The sequence below is a fragment of the Aliiruegeria sabulilitoris genome (assembly GCF_001558155.1).
Taxonomy (GTDB): Bacteria; Pseudomonadota; Alphaproteobacteria; order Rhodobacterales; family Rhodobacteraceae; genus Tropicimonas; species Tropicimonas sabulilitoris.
The window spans coordinates 308,963-332,103 of the sequence record NZ_LOAS01000001.1; the positions used below are offsets into that span (position 1 = coordinate 308,963).

The 23,141-nt window shown below is 61.2% G+C and carries 22 protein-coding genes and 1 tRNA gene; 13 read left to right on the forward strand and 10 right to left on the reverse strand.

Annotation, left to right across the window (positions count from 1 at the left end; all coding sequences use genetic code 11):
* Nucleotides 1-24: 24 nt before the first annotated feature.
* Entirely contained in the window at nt 25-1,959 is a 1,935-nt protein-coding gene (gene dxs / locus AX756_RS01405) for a 1-deoxy-D-xylulose-5-phosphate synthase (RefSeq protein ID WP_068307677.1), read from the forward strand.
* Nucleotides 1,960-1,976: 17 nt separating this feature from the next.
* Here dxs and AX756_RS01410 read toward each other — a convergent pair whose 3' ends face one another.
* From AX756_RS01410 to AX756_RS01425, 4 genes are all read right to left on the reverse strand, one after another.
* Nucleotides 1,977-2,537 (reverse strand): hypothetical protein, encoded by a 561-nt coding sequence (locus tag AX756_RS01410; protein WP_068307678.1) that lies wholly within the window; start codon nt 2,535-2,537, stop codon nt 1,977-1,979.
* An 8-nt stretch (nt 2,538-2,545) separates the two neighbouring features.
* The gene (locus AX756_RS01415; RefSeq protein ID WP_068307681.1) at nt 2,546-3,418 is read right to left on the reverse strand and encodes an SDR family oxidoreductase; all 873 of its coding nucleotides are present in this window, start codon (nt 3,416-3,418) and stop codon (nt 2,546-2,548) included.
* A gap of 62 nt (nt 3,419-3,480) precedes the next feature.
* Nucleotides 3,481-3,951 carry a DUF1810 domain-containing protein gene (locus AX756_RS01420; protein WP_231700954.1) on the reverse strand — a complete coding sequence of 157 codons (471 nt, stop codon included), beginning with the start codon at nt 3,949-3,951 and terminating at the stop codon, nt 3,481-3,483.
* Between the two features lie 116 nt (nt 3,952-4,067).
* Nucleotides 4,068-4,544, reverse strand: coding sequence for a hypothetical protein (locus tag AX756_RS01425; RefSeq protein ID WP_068307683.1), 477 nt, complete (start codon nt 4,542-4,544; stop codon nt 4,068-4,070).
* A gap of 258 nt (nt 4,545-4,802) precedes the next feature.
* Between AX756_RS01425 and AX756_RS01430 the strand changes: the two genes are divergently transcribed.
* The 3 genes from AX756_RS01430 to AX756_RS01440 all read left to right on the forward strand — a co-directional run bounded on the left by AX756_RS01430 (nt 4,803) and on the right by AX756_RS01440 (nt 6,585).
* On the forward strand, nt 4,803-5,756 hold the full coding sequence (locus AX756_RS01430) for a sugar phosphate isomerase/epimerase family protein (RefSeq protein WP_068307684.1): 954 nt from the start codon (nt 4,803-4,805) through the stop codon (nt 5,754-5,756).
* A gap of 137 nt (nt 5,757-5,893) precedes the next feature.
* Complete coding sequence (locus tag AX756_RS01435; protein WP_068307685.1) at nt 5,894-6,166, forward strand: YciI family protein; 273 nt, start codon at nt 5,894-5,896, stop codon at nt 6,164-6,166.
* Entirely contained in the window at nt 6,166-6,585 is a 420-nt protein-coding gene (locus tag AX756_RS01440; protein WP_068307686.1) for an EVE domain-containing protein, read from the forward strand. The genes AX756_RS01435 and AX756_RS01440 overlap by 1 nt, the downstream gene beginning before the upstream one ends.
* Nucleotides 6,586-6,672: 87 nt before the next feature.
* Here the strand turns inward: AX756_RS01440 and AX756_RS01445 are convergent, their stop codons facing one another.
* The 4 genes from AX756_RS01445 to AX756_RS01460 all read right to left on the reverse strand — a co-directional run bounded on the left by AX756_RS01445 (nt 6,673) and on the right by AX756_RS01460 (nt 9,874).
* The gene (locus AX756_RS01445) at nt 6,673-6,918 is read right to left on the reverse strand and encodes a hypothetical protein (protein ID WP_068307687.1); all 246 of its coding nucleotides are present in this window, start codon (nt 6,916-6,918) and stop codon (nt 6,673-6,675) included.
* A gap of 224 nt (nt 6,919-7,142) precedes the next feature.
* Nucleotides 7,143-7,802 carry a rhomboid family intramembrane serine protease gene (locus AX756_RS01450; RefSeq protein WP_082738868.1) on the reverse strand — a complete coding sequence of 220 codons (660 nt, stop codon included), beginning with the start codon at nt 7,800-7,802 and terminating at the stop codon, nt 7,143-7,145.
* Between the two features lie 87 nt (nt 7,803-7,889).
* Entirely contained in the window at nt 7,890-9,278 is a 1,389-nt protein-coding gene (locus AX756_RS01455) for a hypothetical protein (protein WP_068307691.1), read from the reverse strand.
* A 14-nt stretch (nt 9,279-9,292) separates the two neighbouring features.
* Nucleotides 9,293-9,874 carry a polysaccharide biosynthesis/export family protein gene (locus tag AX756_RS01460; RefSeq protein WP_231700955.1) on the reverse strand — a complete coding sequence of 194 codons (582 nt, stop codon included), beginning with the start codon at nt 9,872-9,874 and terminating at the stop codon, nt 9,293-9,295.
* Nucleotides 9,875-10,142: 268 nt separating this feature from the next.
* Here AX756_RS01460 and AX756_RS01465 point away from each other — a divergent pair, with 268 nt between their 5' ends.
* From AX756_RS01465 to AX756_RS01485, 5 genes are all read left to right on the forward strand, one after another.
* Nucleotides 10,143-10,976 carry a flagellar motor protein MotB gene (locus AX756_RS01465; RefSeq protein ID WP_068307695.1) on the forward strand — a complete coding sequence of 278 codons (834 nt, stop codon included), beginning with the start codon at nt 10,143-10,145 and terminating at the stop codon, nt 10,974-10,976.
* 100 nt (nt 10,977-11,076) lie between these two features.
* Nucleotides 11,077-12,420 carry a flagellar hook protein FlgE gene (locus AX756_RS01470; RefSeq protein WP_068307696.1) on the forward strand — a complete coding sequence of 448 codons (1,344 nt, stop codon included), beginning with the start codon at nt 11,077-11,079 and terminating at the stop codon, nt 12,418-12,420.
* 30 nt (nt 12,421-12,450) lie between these two features.
* On the forward strand, nt 12,451-13,908 hold the full coding sequence (flgK, locus tag AX756_RS01475; RefSeq protein WP_068307698.1) for a flagellar hook-associated protein FlgK: 1,458 nt from the start codon (nt 12,451-12,453) through the stop codon (nt 13,906-13,908).
* A gap of 2 nt (nt 13,909-13,910) precedes the next feature.
* Entirely contained in the window at nt 13,911-14,918 is a 1,008-nt protein-coding gene (locus AX756_RS01480) for a flagellin family protein (RefSeq protein ID WP_068307699.1), read from the forward strand.
* A complete protein-coding gene (locus AX756_RS01485; RefSeq protein ID WP_068307702.1) occupies nt 14,918-16,021 on the forward strand; it encodes a flagellar basal body P-ring protein FlgI in 1,104 nt (367 codons plus the stop codon). Before AX756_RS01480 ends, AX756_RS01485 begins: the two co-directional genes overlap by 1 nt.
* Nucleotides 16,022-16,039: 18 nt before the next feature.
* Here AX756_RS01485 and tsaD read toward each other — a convergent pair whose 3' ends face one another.
* Nucleotides 16,040-17,137, reverse strand: coding sequence for a tRNA (adenosine(37)-N6)-threonylcarbamoyltransferase complex transferase subunit TsaD (gene tsaD / locus AX756_RS01490; RefSeq protein ID WP_068308148.1), 1,098 nt, complete (start codon nt 17,135-17,137; stop codon nt 16,040-16,042).
* A gap of 60 nt (nt 17,138-17,197) precedes the next feature.
* On the opposite strand from tsaD, the gene AX756_RS26760 reads away from it, so the two are divergent.
* The 4 genes from AX756_RS26760 (at nt 17,198) to AX756_RS01510 (ending at nt 21,394) form a co-directional block, all read left to right on the forward strand.
* Complete coding sequence (locus tag AX756_RS26760; protein ID WP_068307703.1) at nt 17,198-17,932, forward strand: uroporphyrinogen-III synthase; 735 nt, start codon at nt 17,198-17,200, stop codon at nt 17,930-17,932.
* 76 nt (nt 17,933-18,008) lie between these two features.
* Complete coding sequence (locus AX756_RS01500) at nt 18,009-19,523, forward strand: ICP22 family protein (protein ID WP_068307704.1); 1,515 nt, start codon at nt 18,009-18,011, stop codon at nt 19,521-19,523.
* 11 nt (nt 19,524-19,534) lie between these two features.
* On the forward strand, nt 19,535-21,067 hold the full coding sequence (locus AX756_RS01505; RefSeq protein WP_068307705.1) for a heme biosynthesis protein HemY: 1,533 nt from the start codon (nt 19,535-19,537) through the stop codon (nt 21,065-21,067).
* A 251-nt stretch (nt 21,068-21,318) separates the two neighbouring features.
* A tRNA-Thr gene (locus AX756_RS01510) sits at nt 21,319-21,394 on the forward strand.
* A 167-nt stretch (nt 21,395-21,561) separates the two neighbouring features.
* Here AX756_RS01510 and AX756_RS01515 read toward each other — a convergent pair.
* Nucleotides 21,562-23,067 (reverse strand): aldehyde dehydrogenase (NADP(+)), encoded by a 1,506-nt coding sequence (locus tag AX756_RS01515; protein ID WP_068307706.1) that lies wholly within the window; start codon nt 23,065-23,067, stop codon nt 21,562-21,564.
* Nucleotides 23,068-23,141 lie beyond the last annotated feature (74 nt).

Consider the following 23,141-nt stretch of genomic DNA (forward strand, 5'->3'; position numbering starts at 1 on the left):
CTGCGGCCAGCGGAGGGCCGAGCCATGGTGATGAAACCTGTCACACCGCTTCTTGACCGGGTCAAAAGCCCGGCCGACATGAAGCATTTCAGCAATGCCGAGCTGGTGAAGCTCGCCGATGAGTTGCGCGCCGAGACGATCAGCGCGGTCAGCGAAACCGGCGGGCATCTGGGAGCGGGGTTGGGCGTGGTGGAGCTGACCGTGGCCATTCACGCCGTTTTCGACTGCCCGCGCGACAAGCTGATCTGGGACGTGTCGCACCAATGCTATCCGCACAAGATCCTGACCGGACGCCGGGACCGTATCCGCACCCTGCGCCAGAAGGACGGCTTGAGCGGGTTCACCAAGCGTTCCGAGTCGCCCTATGACCCGTTTGGCGCCGCCCATAGCTCCACGTCGATCTCCGCCGCGCTCGGCTTTGCCACCGCGCGCGATCTGGGTGGGGTGACGGAAGAGGGGCTGGGCGATGCGATTGCCGTGATCGGCGATGGCGCGATGAGCGCCGGCATGGCTTTCGAGGCGATGAACAATGCAGGCCATCTGGACAAACGTCTGATCGTCATCCTGAACGACAACGAGATGTCCATCGCGCCGCCCGTCGGGGCGCTCTCTTCCTATCTCTCGCGTCTCTATGCCGGTGCGCCGTTCCAGGATCTGAAGGCCGCCGCCAAGGGCGCGCTCAGTTTCCTGCCCGAACCTTTTTACGAAGGCGCCAAGCGCGCGCGGGACATGGTCAAGCATGTCACCATCGGCGGCACGCTCTTCGAAGAGCTCGGCTTCGAATATGTCGGCCCGATCGACGGGCACGACATGGATATGCTGCTCTCGGTGCTGCGCACGGTCAAGTCGCGCGCAGATGGTCCGGTGCTGATCCACGCGATCACAAAGAAGGGCAAGGGCTACGCACCCGCAGAGGCGGCCTCCGACAAGGGGCACGGCGTGGCCAAGTTCGACGTTGTAACCGGCACGCAGAAAAAGGCGCCGAGCAATGCGCCGAGCTACACCAAGGTCTTTGCCGAAGCGTTGCTCCAGCACGCCGCCGAGGATGACAAGATCACCGCGATCACCGCCGCCATGCCGGATGGGACCGGGTTGAACCTGTTCGCCGAACGCTATCCGAGCCGCTGTTTCGATGTCGGTATCGCCGAGCAACATGCCGTGACCTTTGCCGCTGGTCAGGCTGCGGGCGGGCTGAAGCCGTTCTGCGCGCTCTATTCGACCTTCCTGCAACGTGGCTATGACCAGGTCGTGCATGATGTCTGCATCCAGCGCTTGCCGGTCCGATTTGCGATCGACCGCGCGGGGCTTGTCGGCGCCGATGGCGCGACCCATGCCGGCGCCTTCGACATCGCGTTCCTGAGCAACTTGCCGGGCATGGTGGTGATGGCCGCAGCCGACGAGGCCGAGCTGAAGCACATGATCGCCACCGCCGTGGAGCATGACGACGGCCCGATTGCCTTCCGTTTCCCGCGCGGCGAGGGTGTGGGCGTGGATATGCCCGAACGGGGCGAAGTGCTTGAGATCGGCAAGGGCCGGATCATCCGCGAGGGAAGTGGCGTTGCCATCCTGTCATTCGGCACGCGTCTGCAGGAGGTTGAGCTGGCAGCAGAGAACCTTGCCCGCCGCGGCATCAACCCGACCATCGCGGACGCGCGTTTCGCCAAGCCGCTGGACCGCGACCTGATCCTCGACCTGGCGCATAACCACGACGCGCTGATCACCATCGAGGAAGGCGCCATCGGGGGGTTCGGCTCCCATGTGGCGCAGTTGCTTGCAGAAGAGGGCGTCTTCGACCACGGGTTGAAATTCCGCTCCATGGTGCTTCCCGATACCTTCATCGACCAGGCCTCGCCCAAGGACATGTATTCCGTCGCGGGCATGAATGCCGTGGATATCGAGGCCAAGGTGCTGGACGTGATCGGGGTTGCCCGGATCGGGGCAGCAAGCGCATCTGGCTGAACCACGCCGGCCTGCCGTCAGTCGCAGTAATAGGCGCGGATGTTCACCGATGGATAGTCGGACCAGTCGCGCGGCCGATAGGGCAGCGGTTTGCCGGACGCATCGAATTCCCGTCCGGGAAAGCGTGACACGATATCCTGCTCAAGCACCTGGCAAATGGATTGCGGTCGGATCTTGGCTCCGTCAGGTCGGTCTGACGTCAGCTCAGAGATATCGACGATATGTCCGGCCTTCTTTCCACTGCCGCGAGTTTGGAAGATCAAAGGTTCGGGCAGGCGCAATCCTTGCAACAGGGAAGCGCCCTTTTCAGCCGGATCGAACCGAAGGTGGTAGGTTCCCGGCGGCACAAGCAACTTGAAGAAGCGGCCTCCCTCGATATGCGCGCCCATGACCGGGGTGCCTGTGTCTGCCTCCTCCAATGTCAGGAAAAAGTCCTGCCCTTCCCGCGTTTTCACCTGCAGCGGAAACACCGCCGGTAGCCCCGAGCGATTCCAGGCCAGACCGTGCGCGGCCTGCTCTGACAGCGCCTGCTCCGGCGCAAATGGCAGGAAGAGAAACAACAGGACGCAGACCGCCACACACCGCCTCATTTCTCCGCCTGCGCTTCCTCCGCCGTCAATAGCGCGGCCAGCCCGGACCGATAATCCGGGTAGCGCAGGTTGACCCCGAGTTCCTCGCGGATCCGATCATTCCGAACCTTCTTGCTCTCGGCGTAGAAGCTGCGCGCCATGGGGCTGAAATCGGCATCTTCGAAGGGCGTATCGGGCGGCACCGGCAAGCCCAGCAATTCGGCGGCATGTGCGATCACATCCTGCGGCGGCGCAGGGTCGTTATCGCAGACATTATAGACCGCGCCCGGATCAGGCCGCTTCATCGAGGCGACAAGCACCTGCGCGATGTCCTCGACATGGATGCGCGAGAAGACCTGCCCCGGCTTGATGATCCGCCGCGCCGTTCCCGCGCGCAGCTTGGCAAAGGGGCCGCGTCCGGGGCCGTAGATTCCGGCGAGACGAAAGATGTGCAGCGGCAGATTTCCCTTGGCTGCGAGGTCTTGCCAGGCCTGCTCGGCCTCGACCCGCAGCTTTCCGCGCCGGGTGGAAGGCGTCAATGGCGTGGTTTCGTCCACCCAACCGCCTTCGTGATCGCCATAGACACCGACGGTGGACAGGTAGCCGAGCCATTGCGGCGGCCGCTCGCAAAGCATTTCGCTAACATGCGGCAGGAACGGGTCGCCCGATTCGCCGGGGCCGGCGGAGAGGAGCACATGCGTCGCCTGAGCGAGGAGCGGCCGAAGCTCGCATCCAGGCCAGACATGGATTTCAACGCCGGTATCGGCCAGTTTGGCGGCTTCTTCTCCGGTCCGTGTTGTTCCGATGACGCGCCATCCGCTTTCCACCAGATGCCGCGCCAAAACCCGCGCCGAATAGCCATGTCCAAGTGTCAGAAGAGTGCGTTTCATGTCGCTCTGTATGCGAGAGTGCTCACCGATTGGGAAGGCCGGATTTCGATTGGCGCCGACGGTCACCGGCCCTCTGCGGCCAACATGTCCAGCGTTTGAGCGCAGCGCTCGCCGCCGAAAAAGCGGTCCAGAACATAATTGAAGGGGCTGGGATCGCCGGCCACGGCGGCAAACAACGTCGCGCAGGATTGCAACTTGCAGGCGTCGACATCGCCAAAGATCCGCTCGGGCGACTGGCCGGCCAGCGGCTTGAGGCGCTCGAAGGATTCAACCAGTCGGAGACCAAGCAGCGGATGCGCAAGGTAACGGCGCGCCTCGTCAGTGCCCGAAATGCCGAAATACTGCGCCCTGTGGCTGTGACCCAGCCCGCGAAGCTGCGGATATATGAACCACATCCAGTGACTCTGCTTGAGGCCTGCATCGACCTCGGCCATGGCGACGGACCAACGCCCATCCTGCGCTTCGGTGAAACGTTCAAGGCTCGTCTCGTCATACATCTTCAGCCGCTCCACCATTGCCACGCGATCTGCCATAGCATGACCGGTCCATCCGACCTACGTCCCGTAGAACGAGAAAAGGCCCGGCACTTTCGCACCGGGCCGGATCGCCATTTGGCCTTGTTCAGGGTTTGGCCCCGATCTGGCAGACCTCAGCCGCCATGCTCGAGGACCAAAACGGCAGGGCTGGAGGTCGTGGCGTCCATACCATGCGAGCTGGCCAACTGGGCCCAGGCCGAGGACGGCTCGAGATGCTTGTTCGCGGCATGATCGCGCACCGCGTTGATCTGCGCGGCATCGCCGTCATCAAGGGCGGCTTTCAGCGCGACGAGCTCACCGAGGCTGTAGCCGGCTGCATTTACGCCGAGGGAAGCGGCCAATTGCTGCGCACCGGGATCAACCGTGCTCTTGGTGGAGGCAGTGATGTCCGCCGCGCCGCCATGATCCAGCAGGAAGTTGATGCGGGTCGTGTCGCCATCGTCATAGGCGGCCTTGAGCTGGATCAGCTCGGATTGGGAAAAGCCCTGCCCCTGCACGCCGAGCACGGTTGCGAGCTGGTCGCCCGCAAAGGCCGGGGCGGCAACGGCAAGGGTTAGCAGGGCGGTGGTTGCGAGTGCAAAACGTTTCATTTTCTGGTCCTTTCAAGTGGTCTTCGTGTCTCGTTTCTCTGTCGGCGGTTTGTCTGTCCGCCTTGGATGAGGGAGAAATGGGTACTGTTTGATGATGCAAAAGACTGCGCATTTCTGTAGTGTGTGTGCAAATTTGAACAATACTTTTTCGACGGAATCTCTGCGGATGCGCAGATGCCGTATTGCAATCTTTTATGTATGCATTGTAGTATACATGAAGTTCATCTCCGAGATCACGCGAGAACCAAGGGATCCGTCATGCTCAAGCTTTCGATCATCACCCTCTTCCTGGGGCAGACAAAGAACCGTTTCCTCGTCTACCAGGACGCCGCCGACACACCGACGCATCTGGATCGGGCGGGCGCGGCGGAGGGGATCGGCGCGGTAGAGCTGCGCTGCCCTGCGGATACTTCCGACATCGCGGCCACCAAGGAGGCCTTGAAGCGCAACAACCTGGCGGTTTCGGCGATCAACTTTGCCTCCGTGCGCAATGACCGCTGGCTGCGTGGCGCCTGGACCGCCGAAGACCCGGCCGAGCGACAGGCCGCCGTGGACGATGCCAAGCGCGCCATCGACCTTGCCGCCGAACTGGGCGCGCCGCGCTTCCACACCTGCCCGCTGAACGAAGGTTTCGACTACCCGTTCGAGCTCGACCCGATCGCCGCGCTCGACTATTCGGCCGAATGCTTCGAACAGATCTGCGCCCATAACCGGGACATGAAGATCTGCATCGAATACAAGATCAACGAGCCGCGCGTGCGCTGCCAGATCGGCAATGCGGGCGAACTGATCGCCTTTGCCAATATTGTCGGCGCGGACAATCTGGGAGCGACGCTCGATGCCGGCCACTGCTTCCTTGCCGGCGAGAACCCGGCGGCGGCGGCCGCTCTGCTGCACAAGTGCAACCGGCTCTTCTATGTCCACATCAACGACAACGACACGCGCGGCGACTGGGACCTGACGCCCGGCACCTGGCACACTTGGGAATTCATCGAGTTGTTCTACACGCTGGAGCGGCTGGGCTATGACGACTGGATCGCCTTCGACATCGTCTGCAAGGAGCATGAGAGCCCGCAGGTCTTTACCGATGCGGCCGCCATTGCCAACAAGCTCAAGGAAATCTCGCTGCGGATCGACAAGGACGACATGGCCGCGCGCTACAAGAGCCGCAACCCGACCTCGACCATGCGCATGCTCAACGACCTTCTCTGAATGACGGCCAAACCGGGGCTGGCCCGACAGGGTTCAGCCCAGGTTGCGACGATGACGGCCCCATTTACCGAGGCCCGGCTCTTGATTTGCGTTGGCCTGCACGAGATTGTGCGTCCAACCGATTCAAGGAGATCACGATGCTCGTCGCACTCATCGCCAAGGACAAGGCCGACGCCCTCGACACCCGGCTGAAGAACCGTGCCGCCCATGTGGAGCACCTCAAGAGCGGTGGTCTCGTGGCGCAGGCCGGCCCGCTGCTGAACGCCAATGGCGAGATGTGCGGTTCGCTGGTCATCTTCGATGTCGAGAGCGTCGCGCAGGTCCAAGAATGGGCGGCCGCCGATCCCTACGCCAAGGCCGACCTGTTCGAGAGCGTCGAGATCATCCCCTGGAACCGGGTGATCGGCTGATGGCCTACTGGCTGTTCAAATCCGAGCCGTCGACCTGGTCCTGGGAGGATCAGGTGGCGAAGGGGGCGACCGGAGAGGAATGGGATGGCGTACGCAACTACCAGGCGCGCAACAACATGCGGGCGATGAAGCTGGGCGATCGCGGCTTCTTCTATCATTCGCAAAAGGACAAGGCGGTGGTCGGCATCGTCGAGATCTGTGCCGAGGCGCATCCCGACAGCACCATCGATGACGAGCGCTGGGAATGCGTGGACATTCGCGCGGTCGAACCGCTGCCCCGCCCGGTGACGCTCTCCGAGATTCGGGAACATCCCGATCTTGCCGAGATGGCGCTTCTGAAGAACTCACGACTGTCGGTTCAACCGGTTCGGGAAGACGAGTGGCAGATCGTCTGCGCCTTGGGCGGAATTGACCCCTGAGTTCCGGCAATCTGTACCAGTCTGATTAAAAGAAAGAGCCGGGCATCTCACCTGCCCGGCCGTTTTTTGTCAGCGTCGCGCGAAGGCTCAGCCGTTCCATGTCCAGCGGAACATCGCATCCGCCGTGGCGTTGACCCGCATTTCGGGGCAATTGACCACTTCGACCTTGTAGGCCCCAGCGGTGTCAAAGGACTGGAAGCTTTCCCAGTTCCCCGCCGAATTGCGGCGTTCGAGCTCTACGCTGCCGCTGCCCGGATCCACGTCGAGCGTTGCCGGCTTTGCCCAATGCGGAAATTCATCGGTCACCAAGGCCTCGGATTGCCAGTTGCTCATGCTGTTTTCCCTTTCCTAAAGGTTCTTTCCCTGACCACCGGAGAGCGCTGTCCATCGCAGAGTGCCAACCCGAGCGCGCTTCATACACGAAACAGGAACAGGGGCGTTCCTTTCCGGCGAAATGTCGAACGGAGTGGAAATTTGCAGGGATTGGTAAAGAGACTGCCTCCGCGCCAACCGGGCTGTTCACCGACTGTTAAGGCTTGGACGCGCGCGCCGCGTACTCAAACACTCCGGGAACCGCCCTTCGGGCCGCGCCTTGGCCAGATCCAGGCCACCACCCATCCGGCCAGAAAACCACCCAGATGCGCCTCCCAAGCCAACCCACCGGCCAGCGCGAAATACATGACCACGTTGTAGAGCAGCAGGAATGCGAAGATCTTCCATGTTGCGGCAAGGGAAGCCGAAAGGGCCGGTTGCGCGCGCCAGATCCAGAGCACGATCGCACCGGCCAGCCCGAAAAGGGCGCCCGACGCGCCGACCATCGGCCAGCTTTCCGAATGCAACAAGCCGTAACACGCCCCGCCCCCGAGCAACGACAGCAGGTAGATCACAGAGAAATGGAGCGCGCTGGAGCGCGCGATCACGACACGGCCCAGCATCCAAAGCGTCATCATGTTGAAGACGAGATGCAGCAACCCGCCATGCAGGAAGCCATAGGTGACGAACATGAGCGCTGGCTGGAACGCATAGACCGGCTGGCTCCCATGTAGAAGATCCGGCCAGAAGGCCCCGTATCCGAGAAGCAGGTTCCTGAGATTCCAGCTTCCGAATGGGACGATTTCGGTCAGCAGGCAGGCTGCTTCAATCAGTGTACAGAGCGCGATAATCCCAAGAAGAAGCGGTTTTCCCGGGGCACGCATGCGTGAAACGGTTGAAATCATGTCCTGATGCTTGATCGCGAATACGCCAAATGGCAAGCCGTATGGGAACCGCCAACCGACGCGGCCGGGCGTGTCACGCCGGACAGGTCAGGGGCGCAGGGAGAACCGCTTGTCAATGCGGGCGAAAACCTTGTTCTCGGTCACGACATCTTCGTTGTCTCCGTTATCGGAGAAGGCATGCCGGTAGCCCGCGACAAGGCTCAGATCCCTGTGGATGCTGCGGAAATAGCTGATGCTTGCGCCAGCCTGCCGATAGTCGCTGCCTTCGCCGTCGAGGTCGTCCGATATGGAAGCACCGACATCGAGCCGAAGCGCGTCCTGGGCCGTCAACTCCTGGTCCAGCCGGAAAGCAAGACGGTTGCGCAGCGCTTCGTTCCGGTCGTCATTGGTATAGACGGAACTGTTGAAATCCAAAGAAATCCTGCGCGTGCTGTAGTCCCGCTCCCATCTCAGCGTTCCGACGGGGGTGACCCGCCCATTGTCCAGCCATGTGGCGCCGAGGGTGAAATTCATCTCGCCCCGCTGCAGGTCCAGCTTTCGTCCGATGCGGGCCGTGGTGCGAAGCCCGTTGCTGTCCAGGTCGTTCTTCAAAGCAAAGCGCAGGTTTCCATTGCGGAACTCCTTGACGAACGAGAGATCGATCGTCGGCGCCTCTTCAACCGATGTCTCGCGGCCCTTGGACGCCGAGCTGGTGACCTCATCCCGCTCGTATCGGAGGATGGCGCGCAGCGTCAGGTCGGGGGCCAGCTGCGATTGAATCCCGATCCCGAATGAGGAATGCTCCTCGTCATCGTCGAGGTCATCGATCACGTCCCGCTCACGATATCCCGCGACGAGCAACAGAGAGCTTGTCCGGGTCAACGCGAATCCAAGCTCGCCTTCGACACGGAACGTATCGCGATCAGTCAGGTCGGGGTCTGTCGTGTCGAAGAACCGGCGCTGGTGATAGGCAAGCTCTGCCTTTGCCCAGGTGGGCGATTCCAGGCCTACCGCCAACTCGATCTCGGCCCGCGCGTCGCTGCGCGTTCCCTGGTCCACCACCAGGTCGGTGCTGGAATCGAAATCCCTATCCAGGTCGATCCCGTTATCCTTCTCGCGATAGTCCAGCTTGGTTCGAAAGAAGGAACCGCTTCCCTCCCGCCGGTATTGCAAGGTGGCAAAGGGGTTGATCCACTGGCTGGTGCGGTCCGGGTCCTCCGCGAAATCGCCGAGTTCAAAACGGGCGCCCGTCTCGAACGAGAATTTCTCCCGACGGGTTTCGGTCTCGTAGCCCAGCGCGAAATCCGTGACCCACAACTTCGTCGTTCCGAGCGGGTCTTCGAGGCTTTCGTAGTTATCGTTAACTTCAAGGCCCGAACCGACATCGAAATAGAGATTGGACGCATCTTCCTGAACCGTTACCGCACAGGCTGGTGCGGCAACCATCGCCAGCGCCAACAGGCCGGCAAAAAGATCAGGATGTCGGATGGCGCCCATGGCTTCAGCTCTCGTTACTCGAACAAGCGCCGCTCCGGGACAAGAATCACGTCGCCGGGAACGAGGACAGGATCACTGGTGACCATCGCCCCCTGAGAGATCGCCTTGTAATTGACCTTGAACAGGCTCTGGCGCCCATCCGCGGCGGTTCTTCTGAGCTGCAGCCGTTTCGTCGCCGCGAACTTGGTGAAGCCACCGCTCTGCGAGAGAAGCTGTAAAAAGGTCGTTCCGGGCTCCACTTCCTTCGGTCCGGGGGTGTTGACCTCGCCCACGAGATAGACCGTCACCATTTCATCGGGCTGCTCGCGTACTTCTTTTCGAGATGCATAGACCTCTGCCACCGACACATAGATCGTCGGCTGAACAGCGAAATTCGACGCGACCTTGCTCGATATGGTGCGCGCGATCTGTTCGGTGCTTTTCCCACTGGCTCGAATTGTCCCTGCCATGGGGAAGCTGACATTTCCATCGGGCAACACCAGAACCTGGCGGTTGAGCGAGGTGTCCTCAAGGATTTCAATTCGAAGCGTGTCACCCGGTTTGACGAGATAATTGCCCTGGGCGCTGGCGCTACCCAGAGTCAGAATCATCGCCATTATAGCGATGAAGAGCCTCATTATCATTCTGCTACCCTCGATACGGATCTGCCTCAGTGCTCTCTTCGGAGCATTTGGGCCAATTATTACAACCAATTCTTGTAAAACGGGAAAATTTCCAAAGCCCGTCAGCCTATTCCCCCTCGGTGTTGCATCATGGAACCTCTCTTACGGCCGTCGGGCGGCGAAATTGAGCGCCGAGTCCCATCAATGTTTCGTTCATCCACGGCTGCTAGGTCTGATGACGGGTGAAAAGCGAGGTGATGGGATGAGCGTTGGTTCCAACGCACCAGTCATCATCAAGCGGAAAAAGGTTATTGCCGGCGAGGCACACCACGGAGGGGCGTGGAAAGTTGCCTATGCCGATTTCGTTACGGCGATGATGGCCTTTTTCATGCTGATGTGGCTGCTGAATGCAACAACGGAAAAGCAAAGGAAGGGTATCGCGGACTATTTCAGCCCGACGATTCCCCTCAACCGAATTTCTGGTGGAGGAGACGGTACCCTGGGAGGGGATTCGGTCTTCACCGAGGAAACGCTCGCACAGAACGGGATAGGTGCGACCAACCGATATGCCGCTCCCGGCATGCCGGGGTCTCCCGGCCTGCCCGTGCCCAATGACGCGAACAAGGACAAGGGCCTAGAAGGCATCGAGGAGATGCTGTTGGGCACTGGTGGCGAAAGCATGTCCATGCAGAACGCCTTCCGCCATGTCGTCACCAAGATCTCCGACGAGGGTCTTGTCATCGAGCTTTTCTCGCTGGAGGGCGAACCGCTCTTTGTGGCGGGCGGCGCGACACCAACACCGGTACTCGAAGATCTTGTTTCGGTTATCGGGCGCGTGTTTGCCCTTACGACCAATGACATAGCGCTCAAGGGCTTCAGCCGTTCACACGCAATCGTTCTGGCCGACAACCCGGTTTGGGACCATTCCCTTTCCCGTGCGGAGGCCGTCCGACTCATGCTCGGGGACTCGGTTGGAGAAGACCGGATCGAACGGGTTGCGGGCTATGCGGACAGGCATCCCGCTGTCGCAAACCCCATGTCGATGCGAAACGATCGCCTGGAAATCGTCCTGCTACGCGCTGAGCCGGCACGCTGAACGGTAAAACCATAAAATTTTATCTGTTAGCCCGCCATTAAAGCGCCGGCGCCAATAGTGTGGCCTAGTTCTGGTCGCAGCAGCAGAAAGGCGCGTTTTTATGACCATTTCCTCCTCCCTGAATGCGGGCGTCGCGGGTTTGGCCGCGAACGCAACGCAGCTTGCAACGATTTCCGACAACATCGCCAACTCATCGACCTATGGTTACAAACGTGCCGAGGCCGATTTCCACTCGATGGTGATCGACGGTGGCAGCGGATCCTATTCCGCCGGCGGGGTCCGTGTGACCACGAACCGCCTCATCGACGAATCTGGTGCGCTTGTCACGACGTCGAACTCGACGGACCTCGCAGTGCGCGGCGACGGCTTCCTTCCAGTCACGACCGAATCCGATGTCGGAACGGAAAATGGCGAAGAAACCATGTATCTCACCACCACCGGTTCCTTCCGAACCGATGAGGACGGCATTCTCAAGACCGAGAGTGGCCTTGTGCTGATGGGCTGGCCCGCCGAAGCGGACGGGACCGTCCCGGATTACCCGCGAGATACGGCCGATGGACTGGAACCGGTTCAGATCAATGTGAACCAGTTTGCGGGCGAACCGACCGAGAATATCTCACTCGGCGTGAACCTGCCCGCAACCGAGACGGAGTATGGCGGAAGCGGCGACTCGCTGACTCTGCCGATCGAGTATTACGACAACCTCGGAACTTCCCAGTCCCTGACCATCACCTATACGCCTTCCGTGGCGGGCACCGTGGGCGATGCGACCAATACCTGGACCATGACCATTTCAGATTCCGCCACGCCGGGCGAAGTGATCGCAGCATACGATCTCGTTTTCGCAGACGATCGGGATTACGGCGGTACGCTCGAATCCGTAGTCCATGACGCGGCGACCGAGACGATCGACGATATCGATGCCACGAAGACGTCAAGCTACGATGCGACAACTGGGATTCTGAGAGTCTATGTCGATGGCGGCCCGATCGATATCGACATCGGGGCCCAGCATGACTCTGCCGGCATGTCCCAGCTGTCGGACAGCTTCGCTCCGACATCGATTTCGAAAGACGGTTCCCCCGTTGGCAACATGACCTCGGTCGAGGTCGATGCGAATGGCTATGTCATCGCCAATTTCGACATCGGTATTTCTCGGGTCGTCTACCAGATTCCGCTCATCTCCATGTCCAATCCCAACGGGCTGACGTCTCTGGACAACCAGACCTACCAGATTTCGAGCGAAAGCGGCAGTTTCTACCTCTGGGATGCCGGCGATGGCGCCACCGGGGACATCGTCAGTTACGCGCTTGAGGAATCTTCGGTCGACGTGGCCAATGAACTCACGAACCTGATCCAGACCCAACGGGCCTACTCTTCCAACGCCAAGGTCATTCAGACGGTGGACGAGATGCTTCAGGAAACCACCAACATCAAACGCTAGGATCCCCTGGCAAACGGGAGGCCGTGACTAATGTCGCTCTCAAGTTCCCTGCACAGTGCCCTGTCCGGACTGAACGCGGCCTCCCGCGCCGTCGAACTCGTGTCGTCGAACGTGGCCAATGCCATGACCGAAGGCTACGCAAAGCGCGAAATCAATCTCGCAGCTCAAACGGTCGGCGGAAATGGTGCCGGCGTTCAAGTTGTCGGGATTACGCGTATCGTCAACGAACGCGCATTGGCGGACCAACGCGATGCCAACGCGAACATGGCCAACGCCGAAACCCAGGCAGAGGCCTGGATCAGCATAGAAACTGCCATCGGATACCCGACCGAGAGCGGATCCCTGACCGACAGGATCGATCAATTCGAGGCGGCCCTCATTTCTGCGGCCAGCCGGCCCGAGGAGACCATTCGCCTGGAGAAAGCTGTATCCGCAGCGGTTGACCTGGCCGAAGGGCTGAACAGCATCTCCGATGAAATCGCGGAAACCCGGATGGAAGCGGACGCAGATATCGCCGACATGGTATCGCAGCTGAACACCCAGCTTGATCAGGTTCAGTCGCTGAACTGGCAGATCTTCCGCATGGGCAATTCCGGCCAGGATACGGCCTCTCTCCTGGATGAGCGCCAGGCCCTTGTCGATTCCATTTCCGAGATCATCCCGGTTCACCAGGTCGAGCGGGACGGCAAGCAGATCGCCCTATTTACTCCGGGAGGCGCGACACTTCTGGATGGCCCGGCAGCCGAACTGAGCTTTACGCCCCATGCGGTGATCACGCCGAACATGACCCTGGAGAACGGAACATTGTCGGGGTTGGAACTGAACGGAGAACCGCTGACACTTCATTCCAGCTACGGATCGATCGAAGGCGGACGTCTTGCGGCGGCGTTCGAAGTCCGAGACGTGATTACCGTGGAAGCCCAGGCTGGCCTGGATTCACTGGCACGCGACCTGATCGGCCGATTCGAGGACTCCAGCCTTGACTCGACCGTCGCAACGGATGGTTTGGGGCTGTTCGTGGACGGCGCCGTCTCGTTCGATCCGACTTTGGAAACGGGGTTGGCTGCCCGAATATCCGTGAACGCAAATGTCGATCCGAATAGCGGTGGAGAAGCCTGGCGGATCCGCGACGGCGTTGGCGCTGTCACCGCCGGGGAGGAAGGCGATGCCAGCCTGCTGTCGGCAATGGCAGACCGGATCACGCAAACCCGTGTGGCCGCTAGCGGCGTCTCTGCCGGCGTGTCGAGATCCTTGTCTGGGATTGCCTCCGATCTGCTTTCGGAGATCTCGTCGAATTTCAGCCAACAAGAAAACGCTCAGGCATTCCATTCGGCAAGAGCGGAGGCGGTTGCCTATGAAATTGCTCAGGATGGCGTGGATACCGATACCGAAATGCAAAAGCTGCTCATGATCGAACAAGCCTACGCCGCGAACGCACGCGTCATTCAGACGGTCGATGAACTCATGCAGCAACTGTTGGAGCTCTGATCATGGCCATTCAATCCCTCGGCGATCTCGCGACCAGTACCCTCTTCCGAACCCAGAATGCTTCGTTGAAGGCGGAAATGGAGACCTTGGTTCAGGAGCTTGCAAGTGGGCAGGTTTCCATCCGTGACACTGCACTTGGTGGCAGCTATCGAGCGATTTCGGGGATCGAGTCCTCGTTGACCCGCCTGGATGCCTTCGATCTTGCGGCTACCGAGGCGGAAGGTTTTGCCAGCGCCGTGCAAACGGCACTCGGAGACATCCAGGAATCCACGCAGGATCTTTCAATCGATTTACTCTCAGCGGGAACGTCTGCGACTGCAGCTCAAGCACAGGCGGTCTCAAGCGCCGCCACGCAGGACTTCGAATCCATCGTCGCGCGGCTGAACACGAATCATGCAGGCCGGTTCGTGTTTGGCGGCGTTTCCACCGATACACCACCGCTTTCGGATGCCTCCGAAATGCTCGAAGCGCTCGAGACCGCCGTGTCGGGTGAAACAACAGCCGCCGGTGTTGCAAGTGTCGTCGAAGCTTGGTTTTCCACGGGGGGCGCATTCGAGACAACGCCTTGCTATCAGGGATCGACGCAGCCGCTCGCGCCAATGTCCGTCGCCTCAGATAGGAGCGTCTCCATCGAAGCCACTGCCGCGGATGAAGAAATACGGAACACACTTGCAGGCGTCGCCTTGGCTGTTCTGATCCAGTCCTCGGCGGTTTCCCTTTCATCGGACGAACAAACAAGTCTTGCAAATCTGGCAGGGGAGAAGCTGCTGAATACCAACGAGAACCTTCTGCTGACCCGTTCGGAAATCGGCGCCATTCAGGAATCCATCGAAGACGCCCAAAGCGAGGCTCAATCGGAACGAAGCGCGCTTGACCTCGCATTGGCCGAGCTACTGACCGCTGACCCCTACGACCGGGCGACCCAACTGCAGCAAGTCGAGTCTCAGATCGAGATGCTCTACGCGCTCACCGTAAGAACTTCCAATCTCAGCTTGTCCAATTACCTGTAATGAACAACATTCTTGTCGCCATTCTCATCCTGTTCGCAATCGTTCCCACTGGTCACGCCGGTCCGGTCCGGATCAAGGACCTCGTGGAATTCGACGGCGTTCGCGGCAACGATCTGGTTGGTTACGGACTTGTGGTCGGACTTCACGGAACAGGCGACGGTATCCGAAACGCGCCTTTCACGGAAGAAATCCTCTCCAACATGCTGGAACGTCTGGGCGTAAATGTGACCGGCGAGCAGTTCCGACCGAAAAACGTGGCTGCCGTCTTCGTGACTGCCACGCTTCCCGCGTTCGCGCGGTCCGGTGGCCGGATCGATGTTTCTGTCTCAGCGATCGGCGACGCCAAGAGCCTGATGGGAGGAACCCTGGTTATGACCCCGATGACCGCCGCCGACGGTCAGATCTATGCAGTTGCGCAGGGTGCGGTATTGTCCGGAGGCGTGTCCGCCGAGGCAGAGGCCTCCTCGGTCGTCACAGGGGTTCCAACGTCCGGCGTCATTCCTGCTGGCGGCAGGATCGAGAGGGAGATAGATTTTGATTTCAGTTCGCTTCAGTCCCTCCGCCTAGCTTTGCGCGTTCCTGATTTCACAACAGCAGGACGGATAGAAACTGTGATCAATCGCTTCTTCGGACGACAGGTCGCGTTGATGCTGGATTCGGGAACCGTCGAACTGGATATTGCCGCAACGCGTAGCGGTTCACCCGCCAGAGCGATCGGCAAAATCGAAAACCTCACGGTCGAGCCAGAACGAAAGGCGCGAGTGGTCGTGGACCAACGCTCGGGAACCATCGTCATGGGGGACGATGTTCGGATATCGCGCGTCGCGGTTTCCCAGGGAAACTTGACGCTTCGGATCGACGAGACCCCGATTGCCATCCAACCTAACCCATTTTCTCCGGGTGAAACCGTCGTTGTGCCCCGGTCGACGGCCCAGATCGAAGAGGAGCCGGGAATCGGGTTGGCCGAAGTAGATGGCGGTACGTCTCTCGCCGAGGTGGTTGCCGGACTCAACGCACTTGGCGTCGCGCCTCGCGACCTGATCGACATACTCAAAAGCATCAAGGCAGCAGGGGCGCTGCACGCGGAATTTATCGTCCAGTAACTACGCAAAATGGCGCCCTCAGGCTTTGGCGCCCTTTTTACCCGACCCCAACATGGCGGCTTGGCGGGTGTCCAATGGCCAGCGCGGGCGTGCCGAAAGGGTGAGATCGTCGGTTTCGCCGCTCCTGAAACGTTCTATTCCGGCCCACGCAATCATGCCCGCGTTGTCGGTACAAAGCGCTAGCGGCGGCGCGACGAACTCGGTTCCTAGCTCTTCGCACACCGCTTCGAGCCGGGCACGGATCAGGCTGTTCGCAGCCACTCCGCCCGCGACCGCCATCATCGGCACAGGCGGGTTCAAGGCGAGGTACGCAGCGAGCGCTCGCCGGCTTTTCTTGGCGAGCACATCGGCAACGGCCGCCTGAAAACTCGCGCAAAGATCCGCGCGATCCTGTTTGCGCAACCCCTGCTCACGCGTGATGCAAGCATCCCTGGCACGCAGAAGCGCTGTTTTCAGGCCAGAGAAGGACATGTCGCATCCCGGCCTGTCCAGAAGCGGGCGCGGAAATGAAAACCGTTCTGGATCCCCTGCCAAGGCGGCAGCTTCCACCTCGGGACCGCCCGGTTGTTCAAGCCCCAGAAGACGTGCGGTCTTGTCAAAGGCCTCGCCGGGGGCATCGTCAATGGTTCCCCCAAGGCGGTGGAACCTGTCATGCGCCTCGACGATGAGAAACTGGCAGTGCCCGCCGGAAACGAGCAGCATCAGATACGGAAAACCGAGCCCATTGGTAAGGCGCGGCGTTAGTGCGTGGCCCGCCAAATGGTTCACCCCAACCAGTGGCAAGCCTGCCCCTGCGGCAAGCCCCTTGGCACACATGACACCGGACAGCACACCGCCGATCAGACCCGGACCCGCGGTAACCGCAATAGCATCCAGATCCTCCAAGCGGAGATCGGCGGCCCGCAACGCAGCTTCGACCGTCAAATCCAGCTTCTCGGCATGGGCTCGGGCGGCGATTTCCGGCACGACACCGCCGAAAGCCGCATGCAGGTCGGTCTGGCCAGAGACAATATTCGACAGGATTTCGGCGCCCGAACCTTTGCACCAGCGCACGACGGCAGCAGAAGTATCGTCGCAACTGCTCTCGATACCGAGCACAGTCAGTCGATTGGGAATGTCCGGGCGTTGCACGAGATACGGTCCGACGGTTAGGAATGTTCTGTCCAGATAGTTGGAATGGCCAGCAAAGTGAACCTTCGCAACACGACCCTCCTGTTGACGCGGCCGGAAGCGGCCTGTCGGCGTTTCTCCCGGCAGGTCGAAGAGACCATCGGGAAATTCGCGAGAACCGTCATTGCGCCACTTTTCGAAATCGTCCCTGTGGAAATCGCGTCTCCACCCAGGCTGCACGAAGAGATCGCCTTTACTTCGGAAAATGGCGTCCGCGCCTTGTCGCAGCAGCAGAAAGCGAGAGGCCGACCAGCCTGGTGCGTTGGCGCCAGAACGGCCGAAATGGCCCGCGCAGAGGGTTATTCTGTCAGAATGACACGGCCCACGGTGGCATCTTTGACCACGGCGCTCATCGAAGAAGCGGCAGGCATCGCGATCGTTCACGTCACGGGGCAGCACAGGCGCGGAAACCTGGCCGAGACATTGCGGGAAGCCGGACGGACATCTCGAACGCTGGTTGCCTATGATCAGCGAGCGCTTACACTGCGACCAGATGTTCTCAACATTCTGAAAAAAAACGTAGATATCATTGCTCCCGTCTTTTCGCCGCGCTCCGCCAACCTGCTTTCCCAGGCTGCGGAACAGCGAAGCGCACATGTTCACGTTGTGGCAATCAGTGAGGCCACGGCCAAGGCATGGGTAGCGCGGCCGGGTGAACGTGTTCTGATTGCCGCCTCGCCGGATGCCTCTGGCATCCTGTCCGCGATGGGCAGTCTGTTTGACGCAGACCCCTCCGCTTGAGGCAGGGGGCGCGCCAAGCTAAGTTCATGCCTGATAACCGTCAGGCACATTGCCGAGATTCGGGGGGTAATTTTCAGTGGTTGATACGAAAAAGTCCGATGCGGCGTCCGAGGAAACGGAACGGCCCGACGAAAACATCGTAGAAGATGCGCAGACCAAAGACGAAGCGCAGGATTCAGAAGACGTTGTTTCCGAGGAAACGCCGTTAGAGGACTCCGACGCGATCGAAGACGTGGAGATCATCGAGGAAGCCATCGAAGAGGTTTCTGAAGGTGAGCCTGCTCCGACCGATGACTTCGAGGCCGAGGCGCAAGCCGAACCCGATACCGACGGGATGGAAGCCGAGGAGTTGGCGGAACCCGAGGATCCGCAGGATGTCACCGATCTCGAAACCATGGACGGTGTCGAACATGTCGAAACGCCCGCTGACACCGAGGAAGCGGCCGCCAAGTCGACCGAGCCGGAACCGCCGATAACGGAGGTGCCGCATACCATCGAAAAGGAAACCGTGGTCGTGGAACGCAGGGGCGCTATTGTTCCCGGCTTCTTCGGCGGCGCTCTCGCGGCGGTTGGCCTGCTTTTTGCCGCACCCTATGTCGTGCCCGCGAAGTTCATGCCGGCCAATCCCGAAGTTAAGGCGGCATTGCAGAGCCAGGGCGCAACCATCACCGCGCTGCAGGCGGAAATCGACATGCTGGAGGGGAAGCTCGCAGAGACCGCGTCTTCCAGCGCGCTCGCCACTGTGAAGGACGAGTCGCAGGAAGTTAAAGCTGCCCTTGACGAATTGGCCGCCGGAATCGCGAGCGGAGAAGCCTTGAGCAACGTGACATCGCAGATCGGCGCATTGGCGGATCGGATGGGGGTTCTGGAGAAGCGTCCGCTGGACGATTCACCCGATCCGGCCTCGATTGCAGCCGTTGAAGCCTATGGCCGCGAACTTGCGCAACTACGCGAGACGGTCACCGCCCAGATGGCTGCCGCAGACGCGTTGGTGAAATCCGCCGCGGCCGCAGCCGACGAGGCCGTGCGCGAAGCGCTCGATGCCTCCAGCGAAGCCATCGCCGACGCCACCGCCACCGAAGAGGCGGCACGGGAAAAGGCTCTTCGCGCTGCCCAGGCGCAGGCGTTGGTCGATATCCAGGCCGCACTGGAAAATGGCAGCTCATTTGCCGGCACCCTGCCAATGCTGGACGGGATCGAGATTCCCGCAGTGTTGGAAGCGGCGGCTGCCGATGGCGTCACGACCCTTTCCGAATTGCAGAAAGCCTACACGGTTGCCGCACGGCAGGCGCTTTCCGTTTCCCGGAGCGAGACAACGCCGGAAACACCGGGTGCGCGCGCATCGACCTGGCTTCAGAACCAACTCGGCGTGCGTTCGCTTGTGCCATCGGATGGCGATGATCCCGACGCGGTCCTGAGTAGGGCCGAAGCCGCTGTTGCCGAAGCGCGCCTCACGGATGCCATTGCCGAATTGTCAGCGCTGCCCGAAGGTGGCCAACAGATCATGGCCGACTGGATGGCACTCGCCGCTGCCCGGGCCGAGGCGCTTGCCGCCGCAAATGAACTCGCCGCCAGCCTGGCCACCAACTGAGGACACCCGTGATGCTTTGGTCTCTGATAAAGATTCTGTTGTTTGTCGCGGTGGTCGCGGCCCTGACCGTGGGCGCCGGCTACGTGATGGAAAATGGCCCCTCCGTGGTGATCGCGATCAGCGGTTACAAGGAGGTCGAGCTTGGCCCACTTCAGGCGGTGCTGGTAGCCCTTGCCGTGGTCGGCATCCTGTATGTCGCCTTCAAACTGCTGAGCCTGCTCTATGCATTCCTCAAGTTCCTGCTTGGGGACGAAACCGCGCTTTCGCGCTATTTCGACCGGAACCGGGAACGTCGCGGATACCGGGCCATGAACGAGGCTTTGATGGCGCTGGCAAGCGGCGAAGGCCGGCAGGCGCTGACCAAGGTCTCCAAGGCCGAGAAACTGCTGGAAGCGCCGGAAGTGACCAGCGTGATCACCGCCCAGGCGGCCGAGATGATCGGTGACCAGAAGCTTGCCGAGGATGCCTACAAGAAGTTGCTGAAAGACGACAAGACGCGCTTTGTCGGCATCCGGGGCATCATGAAGCAGAAGCTGGCAGAGGGCGACACCGACACGGCGCTCAAGCTTGCCGAGAAGGCTTATGCGCTCAAGCCCAAGCATGAGGAAGTGCAGGACACGCTGCTGAAGCTTCAGGCCGAGCACCACGACTGGCGCGGCGCCCGCAAGACGCTTGGCACCAAGCTGCGCACGGGCACCCTGCCCCGCGATGTCCATCGCCGCCGCGACGCCGTTCTGGCGCTTTCGGAGGCCAAGGACGTGCTCGATTCCGGCAAGTCCATCGAGGCGCGGGAAGCGGCCATCGAGGCCAACAAGCTTTCGCCCGATCTGGTGCCTGCCTCGATCATGGCCGCACGCAGCTACATCGAGAAGGGCAAGCCGCGCCTGGCCGCCCGCGTGCTCAAGAAGACGTGGGAGTCGCAACCGCATCCGGAACTGGCCGTTGCCTTTGCCGAGATCGCACCAGACGAGGATCCGAAGGCACGTCTGAAGCGGTTCGGCGAGTTGACCAAGATTAAGCCGGATCATCCCGAAACCAAGATGCTTCTGGCAGAACTCAACATCGGCGCCGAAGATTTCCCGGCCGCGCGTCGTTCCCTCGGCGATCTGCCGACGACCGATCCAACGGCCCGCTCTCTGTCGATCATGGCCGCGATCGAACGCGGCGAAGGCGAAGACGACGCGGTTGTGCGCGGCTGGCTGGCCAAGGCCGTGACCGCGCCGCGCGGACCGCAATGGGTCTGCGAGAGCTGCCAGAATACCGAACCCACCTGGACGCCGGTTTGCTCCAATTGCGGCGGCTTCGATACGCTGAGCTGGCGTGAGCTGGCCAAATCGGAGCTGGCGATGCCCACGGGTAGCGAAATGCTCCCGCTCGTCGTCGGCAAGACGCCGGAGCCGGTAGCCCCCGAGACACCGGAGGTGGACGCCGCCGCCGAAGACGTGGCGGACGCCGAAGAAAGCACCGCTACCGAGGCCGAAATCGCGACGGAGGCACAGGGCGACACCGTTACGATCGAAGCCACGGAAGTCGAGAAAAAGTAGGGGTCAATTTGCGTCTCGGGAAGCCTTCGAGCTTCCCGGAGCGTTTCTCAGGCTCCGGCTCCGGACCCTGCCGGCATCTTCGGAAATTCCTGCGGAAAGCTGCTAATTCCGCGATTGACCTTGCCGGTTCGACGGATTATTGGGCCTGAGATCGAAGCTGGAAACGGCTTTGAAAAGCCAATGTGACGGGGTTGATCCTGGCACAATGCGCTGGATGGCGGATCTGATACAGCTCCGCCGCCGAAAAGGTCGCCGCTGTAGCTCAGCTGGTAGAGCACGTCATTCGTAATGATGGGGTCGGGGGTTCGAGTCCCTTCAGCGGCACCACCTTTTCTCAAGCAACTCAAATACCCAGGCCGTTTTTCCGGCACTCAAGGCAATGGCGAACTCTGGTGGCTCGGTCTGCGGTTAGTCGTTGTATTAGACCTAGATGTGAAAGAACGGCCGCGGCCCTATTGGAGCACCGCGGCCGATTTCTGCATGTCTGGTTGCGCTCAAGCCAGATCGCTGGGCAGGAGGCTGTCCGGGAAACTTTGGTAGCAGACCGGGCGCAGGAAGCGGCGGATGGAGAGCGTTCCCACGGAGGTTGCGCCGAAATTCGTGGAGGCCGGGTAAGGCCCGCCATGCACCATCGTGTCCGAAACCTCGACGCCGGTCGGGAAACCGTTGATCAGCAAACGGCCAGCCTTGCGTTCGAGGATCGGCATGAGCTGCTGCGCCGCCAGCAGGTCGGCATCGTCCATGTGGATCGTGCAGGTCAACTGGCCAACAATCGAGCGGGCAACTTCAAGGCGCTCTTCCGCATCCTTTGCGATCACGATCAGGCCGAGCGGCCCGAAGACTTCTTCGGCCAGATCATGATTGGCGAGGAAATCCTTCGCTTTCGTCGAGAACAGGAAGGGAGTGGCGGTCCGGCCTGTGCATTCGGTTTTCAGAACGGAACGCACGCTCCCGGATTCGGTCATCCGCTCCGCTCCGGAATGGTACGATCCGGCGATGCCATCGGTCAGCATTGTCTGGCCGCCGATCTCGGCCAGCGCATCCTTGGCAGCGGCCTCGAAGGCATCCGCATCCGGCCCCGCCAGCAGAAGCGCAACGCCGGGATTGGTGCAGAACTGGCCGGCTCCCATGGTCAACGACCCGGCCCAGCCGGTGGCGATTTCCTTGCCCCGGTTTGCCGCCGCGCTTTCAAGCACGAACATCGGGTTCACGGAGCCAAGCTCGCCGAAGAACGGGATCGGCTCGGGCCGCGCCGCGCAGAGGTCGAACATGGCGCGCCCGCCCGCGAGCGAGCCGGTGAAGCCCACGGCCTTGATGAACGGATGCTGGACAAGGGCGGTTCCGACGGCGCGGTTGCCGCCCTGGATCTGGCTGAAGACACCGGGATGCAGGTCGCAGGCCTTGACCGCCGCATCGACCGCCTGGGCGACGATATCCGACACGCCGGGGTGGGCCGAGTGCCCCTTGACCACGACCGGACAACCGGCCGCAAGCGCCGCCGCCGTATCGCCGCCCGCCGTTGAGAAAGCCAACGGGAAGTTCGACGCGCCGAAGACGGCCACCGGGCCGATGGGGCGCTGAACCATTTTCAGGTCAGGCCGGGGCAGCGGAGCACGATCCGGCAGGGCCTCGTCATGCCGCCGGTCGAGGTAGTCCCCAGCCTCGATGTGTTCGGCAAAAAGGCGAAGCTGGCCGACGGTGCGCCCGCGCTCGCCATTCAGCCGTGCCTCGGGCAGGCCGGTTTCCTTCATGCCCATCGCCGTGATCTCGGCGCCGCGGGCGTCGATCTCTTCCGCGATCTTGCGCAGGAAGGCCGCGCGGGTGCTGCGCTCACTGAAACCGTAGGACCAGAACGCCGCTTCGGCGGCACGCGCGGCGGCATCGACATGCTCCGGCTCGCCCTTTGCAAAACTGTCAGGCGCCCCCTCGACGGGCATGTTTTCAAACGATGTGGTGCCGCCGACCCATTCGCCGGCGATCAGGTGCTTGCCTTTGAGCATGATGAACCCTCGTAGGAGCTTGGAAACGGCTCCAGCTCGGAACCGTTTGCAGGAAATGTCGGTTTGTCGGATTC

What these genes read in the sequence shown, in the direction of transcription:
- AX756_RS01455 (WP_068307691.1), bottom strand. Translation starts at nt 9,278, where the DNA reads ATGGGCGCCATCCGACATCCTGATCTTTTTGCCGGCCTGTTGGCGCTG.
- AX756_RS01485 (WP_068307702.1), top strand. Translation starts at nt 14,918, where the DNA reads ATGAACAACATTCTTGTCGCCATTCTCATCCTGTTCGCAATCGTTCCC.
- AX756_RS01470 (WP_068307696.1), top strand. Translation starts at nt 11,077, where the DNA reads ATGACCATTTCCTCCTCCCTGAATGCGGGCGTCGCGGGTTTGGCCGCG.
- AX756_RS01505 (WP_068307705.1), top strand. Translation starts at nt 19,535, where the DNA reads ATGCTTTGGTCTCTGATAAAGATTCTGTTGTTTGTCGCGGTGGTCGCG.
- AX756_RS01420 (WP_231700954.1), bottom strand. Translation starts at nt 3,951, where the DNA reads ATGGCAGATCGCGTGGCAATGGTGGAGCGGCTGAAGATGTATGACGAG.
- AX756_RS01415 (WP_068307681.1), bottom strand. Translation starts at nt 3,418, where the DNA reads ATGAAACGCACTCTTCTGACACTTGGACATGGCTATTCGGCGCGGGTT.
- AX756_RS01435 (WP_068307685.1), top strand. Translation starts at nt 5,894, where the DNA reads ATGCTCGTCGCACTCATCGCCAAGGACAAGGCCGACGCCCTCGACACC.
- AX756_RS01480 (WP_068307699.1), top strand. Translation starts at nt 13,911, where the DNA reads ATGGCCATTCAATCCCTCGGCGATCTCGCGACCAGTACCCTCTTCCGA.
- AX756_RS01460 (WP_231700955.1), bottom strand. Translation starts at nt 9,874, where the DNA reads ATGGCGATGATTCTGACTCTGGGTAGCGCCAGCGCCCAGGGCAATTAT.
- AX756_RS26760 (WP_068307703.1), top strand. Translation starts at nt 17,198, where the DNA reads ATGGCCAGCAAAGTGAACCTTCGCAACACGACCCTCCTGTTGACGCGG.
- AX756_RS01445 (WP_068307687.1), bottom strand. Translation starts at nt 6,918, where the DNA reads ATGAGCAACTGGCAATCCGAGGCCTTGGTGACCGATGAATTTCCGCAT.
- AX756_RS01440 (WP_068307686.1), top strand. Translation starts at nt 6,166, where the DNA reads ATGGCCTACTGGCTGTTCAAATCCGAGCCGTCGACCTGGTCCTGGGAG.
- flgK (WP_068307698.1), top strand. Translation starts at nt 12,451, where the DNA reads ATGTCGCTCTCAAGTTCCCTGCACAGTGCCCTGTCCGGACTGAACGCG.
- AX756_RS01465 (WP_068307695.1), top strand. Translation starts at nt 10,143, where the DNA reads ATGAGCGTTGGTTCCAACGCACCAGTCATCATCAAGCGGAAAAAGGTT.
- AX756_RS01450 (WP_082738868.1), bottom strand. Translation starts at nt 7,802, where the DNA reads ATGATTTCAACCGTTTCACGCATGCGTGCCCCGGGAAAACCGCTTCTT.
- AX756_RS01515 (WP_068307706.1), bottom strand. Translation starts at nt 23,067, where the DNA reads ATGCTCAAAGGCAAGCACCTGATCGCCGGCGAATGGGTCGGCGGCACC.
- AX756_RS01425 (WP_068307683.1), bottom strand. Translation starts at nt 4,544, where the DNA reads ATGAAACGTTTTGCACTCGCAACCACCGCCCTGCTAACCCTTGCCGTT.
- AX756_RS01430 (WP_068307684.1), top strand. Translation starts at nt 4,803, where the DNA reads ATGCTCAAGCTTTCGATCATCACCCTCTTCCTGGGGCAGACAAAGAAC.
- dxs (WP_068307677.1), top strand. Translation starts at nt 25, where the DNA reads ATGGTGATGAAACCTGTCACACCGCTTCTTGACCGGGTCAAAAGCCCG.